Raw genomic sequence first — 10454 nt, forward strand, 5'->3', positions numbered from 1 at the left:
ATCGCGCCGAAGTCGTTCGCCCCGCACCGGACGGGCTGGATAGCCTTGCGATGTGAGTGACGAGACCTTCGACGAGCTCCCGGAGCAGATGCGCGTGCGCCGGGAGAAGCTCGACCGGCTCCGCGAGAGCGGGATCGACCCCTACCCGGTGACCTTCCCGCGTACGGCGACGACCGCCGAGATCCGCGCGAAACACACCGGCCTGGAGCCGGGCACCGAGACGGGCGAGAAGGCCGGCGTCACCGGTCGCGTCATGCTGGTCCGCAACACCGGGAAGCTGTGCTTCGCCACCATCCGGGACGCCGGCGGCGACATCCAGGTCATGCTGTCGCTGGCCAAGGTCGGGCAGGAGCAGCTCGACTTCTGGAAGCGGGAGGTCGACCTCGGCGACCACGTCGGCGTCGAGGGCGAGATCATCACCTCCCGCCGCGGCGAACTGTCGATCATGGCGGACCGGTTCGCGATCACGTCCAAGTGCCTGCGGCCGCTGCCGGAGAAGCACGCCGGCCTGACCGACCCGGAGGCGCGGGTCCGGCAGCGCTACGTCGACCTGATCGTCAACGACGAGGCGCGGCGGATGGCGCGGCTGCGCAGCGCGACCGTCCGCGCGGTCCGCGACTTCTGGCACGAGGAGGGCTACCTCGAGGTCGAGACGCCCATGCTCCAGCCGGTCCACGGCGGAGCCGCGGCGCGCCCGTTCCGGACGCACATCAACGCCTACGACATGGACCTCTACCTGCGCATCGCGATCGAGCTGTACCTCAAGCGGCTCGTCGTCGGCGGCATCGAGAAGGTCTTCGAGATCAACCGCAACTTCCGCAACGAGGGCGCGGACTCCACGCACAACCCCGAGTTCACGATGATCGAGGCCTACGGGACCTACCTCGACTACAACGACATGGCCGACCTGACCCAGCGGATGTACAAGAAGGCGGTCGTCGCCGCCCTCGACACCACCGTGGTCGTCCATGACGGCGTCGAGATCGACCTCGGCCTCGCGGAATGGCCGCGGATCACCCTGTACGGGGCGGTGTCGGAGGCCCTCGGCGAGGAGATCACGCCGCACACGCCGATCGAGTCGGTGCGCAAGCTCGCGGACGCCCGTGACATCTCGTGGGACCCCAAATGGGGGCAGGGCAAGCTCGTCCAGGAACTCTTCGAGGAGCTGGTCGAGCACACCCTCGTCCAGCCCACGTTCGTCATGGACTACCCGGTCGAGACGTCCCCGCTGACCCGACAGCACCGCGAGGAGCCGCTGCTCACCGAGAAGTGGGATCTCATCGGGTTCGGCACGGAGCTCGGCACCGCCTACTCCGAGCTGGTCGACCCGATCGAGCAGCGCCGCCGCCTCACCGAGCAGTCGCTGCTCGCCGCGGGCGGCGACCCCGAGGCCATGCAGCTGGACGAGGACTTCCTGCGCGCCCTGGAGTACGCGATGCCCCCCACGGGGGGGATGGGCGCCGGCATCGACCGCATGATCATGGCGTTCACCGGCAAGGGGATCCGCGACACGATCCTGTTCCCGCTGGTCAAGCCCGAATGACGACCGGAAGCTCGCGCAGCCCGCGCAGCACGAGGTTGTCGCGGTAGACGACGTCGTCGGCCGCGAGGGCCACGTCGCGCTCGAACAGTTTGCCGAGCGCGACGCGGCCCTCCAGCCGGGCCAGCGGCGCGCCGAGGCAGAAGTGGACGCCGTGCCCGAACGCCAGGTGCCTCGGCGTGTCGCGTCCCTCGGCGTAGCGGAGCAGGTCCAGCCGGTCGGGCTCGTCGAAGACCGCCGGGTCGCGGTTGGCGGCGCCCGTCAGCAGGAGGACGAGCTTCCCGCGCTCGATGAGCGTGCCGTCCAGGTCGACGTCCTCCAGCGCCGACCGCAGGGTCAGCTGCACCGGCGGGTCGAAGCGCAGCAGCTCCTCCACCGCCGCCTGGGCGTTCTCCGGCCGCTCCCGGAACAGCCGCGACTGCGCGGGATCGCGGAGCAGCGCCAGCGCGCCGTTCCCGATGAGGTTCACGGTCGTCTCGTGGCCCGCCACGAGCAGCAGGATGCACGTCGCCAGCAGTTCCTGCTCCGACAGGGCGTCTCCGCCGTCGGAGACGCCCACAAGGGCGCTCAGCAGGTCCTCGCGCGGCTCGGCCCGGCGCTCGGCGGCCAGCTCCCGGAAGTACTCCCCGAACTCCTCGCGCGCCGCGTCCCGCTGGGCGATCTCTGCCTCCGGCAGCAGGAAGTCGGGGTCCAGCCCGCGCGCGAGGCTGTCCGACCAGCCCTTGAACAGGTCGCGGTCCTCGGCGGGGACACCGAGCATCTCGCTGATCACGATGACGGGCAGCGGGTAGGCCAGCGTCGCGATCAGGTCGACCTCGCCGGAGACGGGCTCCAGCAGCGCGTCGACGACCTCCTCGACCCGGGGCCGCAGCCGCTCCACGAGGCGGGGTGTGAACGCCTTGCTGACGAGCCGGCGCAGCCGCGTGTGGTCGGGCGGGTCCATGGTCAGGAACGACCGGTGCCGCGCCTGCACCTCGCGCCACACGCCGCCGCCCGACGGACGGTGCCCGAACCGCGGGTCGCGCAGGACCCGCTCGCACAGCTCGTAGGACGCGGTGACGCGCAGGCCGACGTCCGTCCGATGCAGGCTCCGCCCGCCGGCTCCGAGCGTCCGGTAGTGGGCGTACGGGTCGGCGCGGAACGCCGGGTCGCCCGGATCGAAGCCGAGTACCGCCGTCGCCCCGGCCTGCACCGTCCGGCCCGTCGTGTCCTCCATGCCTTCAGCGGACCCGAATCCGAGACGAGATGTCAACAGCGCCGGCCGCGTGGCGCTAGGCGCTTTCCCGAATCACCAGGTCGGGCCGCTGGACGACCTGGCGGTGCTGGTGGGACTTGCCCTCGCCGATCTCGGCCATCGCCAGCTCGGCGGCCTCCCAGCCGAGCGCGCGGCGCGGCTGGCGGACGGTGGTGAGCGGCACGGCGGCGCTCGCCGCGAGCTCGATGTCGTCGTAGCCGATCACGGCGATGTCCTCGGGGACGCGGACGCCGAGCCGGGTCAGCTCGTTGATCAGGCCGATCGCGAGCAGGTCGTTGGCGCAGAACACGCCGTCGGGAACCGGTGACATGGCCATGATCTGGTGTGCCGCGGCCCGTCCCTCCGTGGGGCTCAGGGCGTCCTTGACCAGGACCGGGGGCTTGCCGAGGCCCGCCTCGACGATCGTGCGGGCGGCCCCGTCGCGGCGTTCCACGCACGGCTGCGGCTCGGGGGTCCCGGTCACGAACGCGATGCGGTTCCGTCCGATGCCGAGCAGGTACGCGGCGGCGGCCTCGCCGCCCGCCACATGGTCGACCCGGGCGGAGCACACGTCGGAGGCGTCGCGGTCGATCAGCACCACGCTCATGCCCGCGGCGCGCAGCCGGGAGATGTCGCGGGGGCCGATCCCGACCGGGATGACCAGGACCCCGGCGGCGTGCTGGTCGGCGAGCAGTTCCAGCAGGCGGATCTCTTTGTCGGCGGAGTGGTCGCTGGACAGCCAGAGGGCGTCGTGGCCCGCCGCGTTGAGCGCGGCCTCGGCGCCCCGAGCGACATCGGTCGCGTACGGGTTGGCGAGGTCCTCGACGAGGACGCCGAACGCCCGGCGCGGCTGGTCGCCGAACTCGCCCGCGGTCCGTTCGGGGCCCGTGCGGAGCCGGCGCGCGGACTCGTTGCGGACGAATCCGAGCTCCTCGATCGCCGCGCGGACGCGGTCACGGGTAGCTTCGGCCACGAGGTCTGGCCGGTTTAGGACATTCGAAACGGTCCCAACTGAGACTCCAGCACGCCTCGCGACCTCACGAATACTGGTCTGTGGCAACTCGCTCCTCGTCCCGCTCCATGGGCGTTTTCCCAGGTAGTGGAGTTTGGCATGGCGGGGCACCGAATGCACGGTCACACATGGTGAGCGAACGGGCACGCAGCGCTCTTGACCGGCGCTTGACGGGCCGGATCCGGCCGCCTAGCGTTCCGAGCCGAAGCGTAGCTTGAAACGATTCACGATCTTCGTTCACTGCGAGGACCGGTGGTTTCGGCGAGAAGGGGCGGGCGGATGGCTGGCGATCACATCCCGTCTCCCTCGGCAGGCCAACGAGTGAATCGTCACCCGGAGTTCCCCCGTACACCCCCGCAATCGGCCATGCGGCCACCTCCGGCCAAGCGCGTGAGACAGAAAAGGAATCCGATGATCTAAGTCCGGAAGGGTCCGGACCCGGCAACCCAACGCGCGTACAGATCGAGGTCCAACCCGTGCCTGTGCAGCGGACGGCTGCATCCCCGCGGTCATCACCACGGACGAGGGAGGACGGAGTGGAAACAGCCACACTCGCACGTCGTGGCACCGACGATTTCGGGCTGAGCGAGGAAGAGATCCGGTTGCTCGCCCAGATCGCCAGCGGTGTCACCGCCGATGTGGCGGCACGCAAGCTGGAACTGAGCGCTCGGACCTTGCGGCGCCGGCTGCGGACGATCTGCGACCGGCTGGAGGTCAACACCCCTATCGAGGCCGTGGTGTGGGCGGCCCGGAGGCAGCTCATCTAGCGATGCACCCCCCGACGCTCGCCAGGGGACGGCGAGCGTCATCCGGAGAAACGGCGGCTCATCCGAATTCCGTCCGACCCCGCAGCGGCGGCGCCCGCGTCCTGGCAGGTAGGTCCCTGCAGAAGGCGTCGCCGCGGACGGCGTTCGGGCCTGACAGGCCCACCCGGCCCGCCTCGATCTCCGGCGAGCCCGGCCCCGCGACGGCTCTGGCCGGCGCGCCCCGGCACGATCAGTTCAGCATGGTGAACGGCACCGCGAACCCGGTCGGCGTGACGGGTCGGCTCCGACAGCACTGACCGACCTCGCGACGGGCCTGATCGACGCACCTCGGCCGACCAGGGCGGCGCGGTCGGCCCCCACGATGGTCGATCGGCTTCACAGAGTCGACGGGTGCGGTGGCGGGGTTCTAGAGCCTGTCTCGAAGTGGCCTCGGGCACGCGCGCGAACGCGTGACCTGCCCGGTGCGGCGAAGCCGGAGGCGAGCGAAACCGGGCAGATCGCGAAGCGATGCCGCGTTCGCCCAGGTCCGGTCACGTAGCGAGCCGCCAGGCGAGCGAAGTGGGCCGGGACTTCGAAACACGGCCTAGGCGACCCGGACGCCGCCCGCGAAGGGGCGTCCGTTCATGGAGGCGATCTTCACGACGTCTCCGGTGTGCGGGGCGTGCAGCATCTTGTCGCCGCCGACGTAGATCCCCATGTGGTGCAGGTCGGAGTAGAAGAAGACGAGGTCGCCCGGCTGAAGATCGCCGCGCGACACGTGCGTGCCGGCGTTCCACTGGCTGCCGGTGTAGTGCGGCAGGTTGATGCCTACCTGCCTGTAGGCCCACATCGTCAGGCCGGAGCAGTCGAAGGTGGTCGGGCCGGCGGCGCCCCACACGTACGGGCGGCCGATCTTGCCCATCGCGTAGCGGAGCGCCTGCGCGGCCTTGCCGGTGCCGATGACGGGGAGCTTGGCGAGCTGGGTGGGGTCCTTGTCGACGAGCTTGCCGCGGATCTTCTCGTAGGAGTCGGTGATCTTCGTACGCTGCGAGTCGAGCTGCGTCTTCAGGGCCTTCACCTGCTTGGCGCGGGCCTCGGCCGACTTGCGGGCCCGCTGAGCGGACTGCATGGCCTGCATCAGCCCGAGCACCTGGGTGCTGTCCTGCTTGGCGAAGTAGTGGAGGGTCGCGGCCTGGTCGAGGATGGACTGCGGGTCCTGGGAGGCGACGAACGAGACCGCGGGGTCGGAGCCGCCCTGCATGTAGCTCGTCGCCGCGAGGGATCCGACCTTCTGGCGGAGCGCCTCCAGCGTCTTCTCCTGGCGCTTGGCGTTCTCCGTGGCGACCTTGGCGGCGCGCTGCGACTGCGCGAGCCTGACCTTCAGCCCGTTGTACTGCTCGGTGAGCTGTTCCAGCTGGTCGGCGAGCTTGAGCGCCTTCGTCCTCAGCTCCTTGGCGGAGGGCTCGGGGTCGGCGTGCGCGACGGCGATCGCATGCGGGGCGATCGCGTGCGGAGCGGCCGAAACGACGGCGAGCGCGCCGACCATGATGGCCGCGCGCCCACGGAAGTGTGAAAGGGAAGCATGCCGCGATCGCTTCACGAATACTCCTCTCCTCAGCCGCCTACCGGGTTAGCTGACGGGTTCGGGCCGGAGCGGCCCGTCCGCGTCCGTGGGCGAACCGATCGCCCGCGACTGCGGATTCACCCCTCACGGTGGTCGCTCAGGGCGATTCCCCGAAACGCTCCGAAAGTGGGTCCCCGGCTCCCCGGGCAGCTGGTTGCGACCCGTGGGACTCGGCGGTGCGGCCTCCGTCCTACGGTGGGCCGACGTCAGCGATGGACACTAACGGACCCCGCATTGGATGCCAACCAGAACATGCGAATTCGCAGGTCGCGCTGCGCGGTGAACGAGGGAATCGCCGGATGGGTCGCCTTCCGTGCGCTGTGTTCTGCCTCACTTTCGACGCCCCCTCGGCAGTGCCTAGTCTCTTTTATCTAGTCACTTGCGCGCGGTGCCCGGCACGGGCGGACGGAGGGCGTCGCCCGGCGAGCACGCGGCGTTCGATAATCTCGCCTGCTTGTGGAAGTCGTGATCCGGCGTGCACGTACCGCCGACGTCCAGGAGATCCGCAGGCTCGTCGACCTGTACGCCGGGTCGGGGCGTCGCCTGCTGAAGAAGACGACGGTCAAGCTGTACGAGGACGTCCAGGAGTTCTGGGTCGCCGAGGACGTCCAGCACGGGACGCCGGGGCCGCTCGTCGGCTGCGGCGCCCTCCACGTCATGTGGGAGGACCTCGCGGAAGTCCGTTCGGTCGCCGTGGACAAAGGATGCGGGGGACGGGGAATCGGGCACCGGATCGTGACCCGCCTCCTGGAGAACGCGCGTGAACTCGGCGTGCGAAGGGTGTTCTGCCTTACCTTCGAGGTGGAGTTCTTCGCCCGCCACGGCTTCCAGCAGATCCTGGGGACTCCGGTGGCGCCAGAGGTGTACGAAGAACTTCTCCGCTCCTACGACGAAGGCGTGGCAGAGTTCTTGAACCTCGACCGGGTCAAGCCGAATACGTTGGGCAACACCCGGATGTTGCTTCGCCTGGAGGACTGAGATGAGCGATTCCCCCCACGGCGGGCGGCCTTACCAGCCCCGGCAGGGGCAGGGTTCCTACGGCCCGCCGCCTCCGTACCAAGGTTCTCAGTGGCAGCAACCACAGCAGCGGTCGTCCCAGCAGCAGTGGGAACAGCAGTCCCAGCAGCAATGGCAGCCGCAACAGGAGCAGTGGAACCAGCAGCCCGCCTACGACGACTACGGCTCCTACGACGACGCCGGTGACCCGGTGCTGGCGCCGATCCACCGTAGGGCGGGAGCGCGAATCATCGACAACGCGCTCGTCGCGGTCTTCGGGTTCGCGCTCGTCCTCCCGGTGACGATCGGCGCATTCGGTCTGGGCAAGCCCGGCAGCAAGACGGAAGACGAGGGGGGTGTGTGGAACTGGCCCATCATCTTCACCCTCTTCTGCGTCCTGTCCGTGCTGCCGTTCATCTACGAGGCCGTGCAGTTGTCCATGTGGGGACGGACGCTGGGGAAGCGCGTCCTGGGCCTGGGCGTCGTTCAGGCGCGGCCCGCGGGCACCCCCATCACCACGACGCAGGCCGTCTGGCGGGCCGGGATCACCCACGTCGGTTACCAGCTCGGCGTCTTTTTCTTCCTCGTCCTGGCGGTGATGGTGTGGGACTACGCCGCGTACGGGATGGTGCTGGTCTGGGCGGGCGCGCTGATGGCCTACCTGTGGGCGATCTGGGACCAGCCCCTGCATCAGTCGCTGCACGATCGCTTCGCCGGCACACTCGTCATCGACGAGCGGGTCGGATATGACGATTCCGAGTACTCCGAGTACGCGGGCTAAGGGCACGATGGCGGCACCGCTCGCCGAGCCGGGGCAGAGGCTCCTGGCGCGCGTCGTGGACACGCTCGTCGTCGGCGTCCCCGTCGTTCTGGTCGTGCGCGAACTGGTGTCCGGGCACACGGCGGACGTCATGGCTCCGTCCGCCGTGGCCGGATGCATGCTGCTGTACGAAGCGATCCAGCTCGCCCTCTGGGGCCGGACGCTGGGCAAGCGCGTCGCGGGCATCGAGGTGGTCGCGGCGACGGCTCAGGAGGCGCCTGAAGCGGCGCCACGGGGGGCTGGGGGAGCGGACGAGAACGCCGGGCTCGGCGACGTGTCGGCCCTCCCCGTGTCCGTGCCCGGATTCGTGCCCGTGGCCGCTCCTGAGCCCGAGGAGACCGCGGCTCCGCCGGGGGCGGAGGCCGTAGGCGCGTCCACGCGTCCGGACGTTCTGCGCTGCGTTCTGCGGGCCGCCGTCTATTCGGTGCCGATCGGGCTGCGTCCGATTCCCGTTCTGGGTCTGCTCGCGAGCATCTTCTGGGTCGCGAACGCGGGGGCCGTGTTCGAGGGCGTTCGACGCCAGGCTGTTCATGACAGGCTCGCGGGGACGCTCGTGGTAAAACGCCCGCGGCCCGAATCCTCGGCCTTCTGAGGCCCTCTCCGCCGCACCGGGAGGTGCTCGCGGGGCCCCGATAACACCCGTCCGATACCGCGCACTCGCGTGCGCGGCCGGACGTGCGGCCTGGTCCCCTCGCCTGCGCCATACATGTTTTCGTCGAGATGGGCGCTGTTTCCGGACGTCCGAGGCGTCGGCGGCATATGCCCGCTCGTTCCGGTTACGGTCCTGAAACCGGTGGGATGTGTCTCGTCCCGGACGTCGCCTCCGCTTTGACAGTTCCCTCCGATGGTGTTGCGGTGACCAGAACGAGACCGCTTGTTGGCGGCCGTGGACTTACTTCGGATGGCACGCTCCCGCCCTTGGAACGGACCTTTCGTGCGGCATGCCGGTGGCCGGGGCGCGGCCAGAGGCCGGCCCCTGCTCCCGACTCCGGCACCGGGTCGAAGAACGGGGACAGGCGGTGGGATTGTGTCCAAATCTCCCGATTTTGAGGCGACGGCGCTCGGCGCGGCGCATCCGCATCCTGAGCAGGGCGCGGGCTTCTCGCATCCGGCCGCGGCAACAGATTTCGGCGCCGACCCGTCCAACGTTATTCGTCCACATCGCCCGGTCCGAGCGTTGATCCGGGACCGGGGTCGGCTGCGTATTACGACGCGGGCGCGCGGTTAGTGTCGATACGGCAGGTTAATCGCCGTGCCGACGGCGTCGCCCGCAAACCCGGACCAATGCGCCCGCCAGTGCAGGTCAGCACGGTACGCCGTGACACCGGTCACGCCTGAAAACCCGGGCGCGTGGCCGGGGCTTGGAAATTCATGGACGCCGGGCCGGATCCAGGCGTCGCCCGAGCGTCCTGCCCACCCGAAACGATGAGGCCGATTACAGCCGGTCACGAGCGGGAAGGCGACTTCGTGCGAGTGTCGGTTCACGGTCGATGCTGGAATTGTCATCTGCGAAGTTCTAGGTATATCTTTGTCACTCGATTGGAGTTTGCTCAAGCTGAAAGGTCTGTCCCCATGGCACAGAAGGTTCAAGTGCTTCTCGTCGACGACCTCGACGGTGGCGAGGCGGACGAGACCGTAGCGTTCTCGATCGACGGCGCCTCCTACGAGATCGACCTCAGTGGCGCCAACGCGACGAAGCTGCGGGAATCGCTGCAGCCGTTCGTCGAGAAGTCCCGTAAGGCGGGCACGGTCAACCGCCGCCGCCGGCAGCGCGGCGCGTCCAGCCGCGAGCGCAGCGCCGAGATCCGCGCCTGGGCCAAGAACAACGGCATCAAGGTCAATGAGCGCGGCCGCATCCCGGCTCACGTGATCGAGCAGTACGAGGCGGCCAACTGATCCGCCCGGACCGCCGTCGGCCCGTCTCCGTTCGTGAGGCGGGCCGTTGCCGTTCGCGCCGTGAGTCGCTCACCGTTCGCGAGGCGAGTCCTCGCGCGGGCGAGCCGTTGGCCGGGTTCGCCGCCCGCCGGGGCGCTGCCGCCGATTCGCCGGACCGCCGGATCGAGGCGAACCGCCGTTCGCTTGTGGCGTAGCGCCTGCGCGGTTCGGCGTGTCCGCCGTGAGGTACACAGGGCGCGCGGGTGGAAACTCCACCCTCATTCGGCACTCTCGGCCCGCGCCTTGACCGACCTGCGGAAAGCCCCTCGTTCGCTTGGGGCGTAGCGGGAACATGACGCACCGATGCGGTAGTTGGATGAGACTGAACAGCGCATAGCTGGGGAACGTCTCCTGGTGGGAGTGCACCGGGCGGCCTCCTCGGGGCGGGCTAGCATGCGGAAGGACAGTTCCGGACGTTCCGGACTCTGCCCAACCGCTCTGTGAGGAGCGACGAGATGTTCGAGAGGTTCACCGACCGCGCGCGGCGGGTTGTTGTTCTGGCTCAGGAAGAGGCCAGGATGCTCAACCACAACTACATCGGCACCGA

At 69.4% G+C, this 10454-nt stretch carries 9 protein-coding genes and 1 riboswitch; of the genes, 6 read left to right on the forward strand and 3 right to left on the reverse strand.

Annotation, left to right across the window (positions count from 1 at the left end; all coding sequences use genetic code 11):
- Window positions 1-88: 88 nt before the first annotated feature.
- Window positions 89-1543: a bifunctional lysylphosphatidylglycerol synthetase/lysine--tRNA ligase LysX gene (lysX, locus tag AB0H37_RS31820; RefSeq protein ID WP_218936416.1), complete on the forward strand. Its 1455-nt coding sequence runs from the start codon at window positions 89-91 to the stop codon at window positions 1541-1543.
- Here the strand turns inward: lysX and AB0H37_RS31825 are convergent.
- Both AB0H37_RS31825 and AB0H37_RS31830 read right to left on the reverse strand, forming a co-directional pair.
- A complete protein-coding gene (locus tag AB0H37_RS31825; protein ID WP_360616652.1) occupies window positions 1530-2756 on the reverse strand; it encodes a cytochrome P450 in 1227 nt (408 codons plus the stop codon). The two genes, lysX and AB0H37_RS31825, sit on opposite strands and share 14 nt — an antisense overlap.
- Before the next feature lie 55 nt (window positions 2757-2811).
- Entirely contained in the window at window positions 2812-3933 is a 1122-nt protein-coding gene (locus AB0H37_RS31830; protein WP_329084872.1) for a LacI family DNA-binding transcriptional regulator, read from the reverse strand.
- 389 nt (window positions 3934-4322) lie between these two features.
- Between AB0H37_RS31830 and AB0H37_RS31835 the strand changes: the two genes are divergently transcribed.
- Window positions 4323-4553: a LuxR C-terminal-related transcriptional regulator gene (locus tag AB0H37_RS31835; RefSeq protein ID WP_021591725.1), complete on the forward strand. Its 231-nt coding sequence runs from the start codon at window positions 4323-4325 to the stop codon at window positions 4551-4553.
- A gap of 583 nt (window positions 4554-5136) precedes the next feature.
- Here the strand turns inward: AB0H37_RS31835 and AB0H37_RS31840 are convergent.
- Window positions 5137-6132, reverse strand: a complete 996-nt coding sequence (locus AB0H37_RS31840) for an NlpC/P60 family protein (protein WP_329084883.1) — start codon at window positions 6130-6132, stop codon at window positions 5137-5139.
- Window positions 6133-6135: 3 nt separating this feature from the next.
- Window positions 6136-6342: riboswitch (cyclic di-AMP (ydaO/yuaA leader) on the reverse strand.
- A 264-nt stretch (window positions 6343-6606) separates the two neighbouring features.
- Here AB0H37_RS31840 and AB0H37_RS31845 point away from each other — a divergent pair.
- The 4 genes from AB0H37_RS31845 (at window position 6607) to AB0H37_RS31860 (ending at window position 9868) form a co-directional block, all read left to right on the forward strand.
- Window positions 6607-7134, forward strand: a complete 528-nt coding sequence (locus AB0H37_RS31845) for an amino-acid N-acetyltransferase (protein ID WP_179839111.1) — start codon at window positions 6607-6609, stop codon at window positions 7132-7134.
- Window position 7135: 1 nt separating this feature from the next.
- The gene (locus tag AB0H37_RS31850; protein WP_360616653.1) at window positions 7136-7933 is read left to right on the forward strand and encodes an RDD family protein; all 798 of its coding nucleotides are present in this window, start codon (window positions 7136-7138) and stop codon (window positions 7931-7933) included.
- Window positions 7934-7940: 7 nt separating this feature from the next.
- Window positions 7941-8564 (forward strand): RDD family protein, encoded by a 624-nt coding sequence (locus AB0H37_RS31855; protein WP_229810654.1) that lies wholly within the window; start codon window positions 7941-7943, stop codon window positions 8562-8564.
- 980 nt (window positions 8565-9544) lie between these two features.
- Window positions 9545-9868 (forward strand): Lsr2 family protein, encoded by a 324-nt coding sequence (locus tag AB0H37_RS31860; protein ID WP_089316904.1) that lies wholly within the window; start codon window positions 9545-9547, stop codon window positions 9866-9868.
- Window positions 9869-10454: the final 586 nt, after the last annotated feature.

Source organism: Actinomadura sp. NPDC023710, from assembly GCF_040639875.1.
GTDB classification, from domain to species: domain Bacteria; phylum Actinomycetota; class Actinomycetes; order Streptosporangiales; family Streptosporangiaceae; genus Spirillospora; species Spirillospora citrea.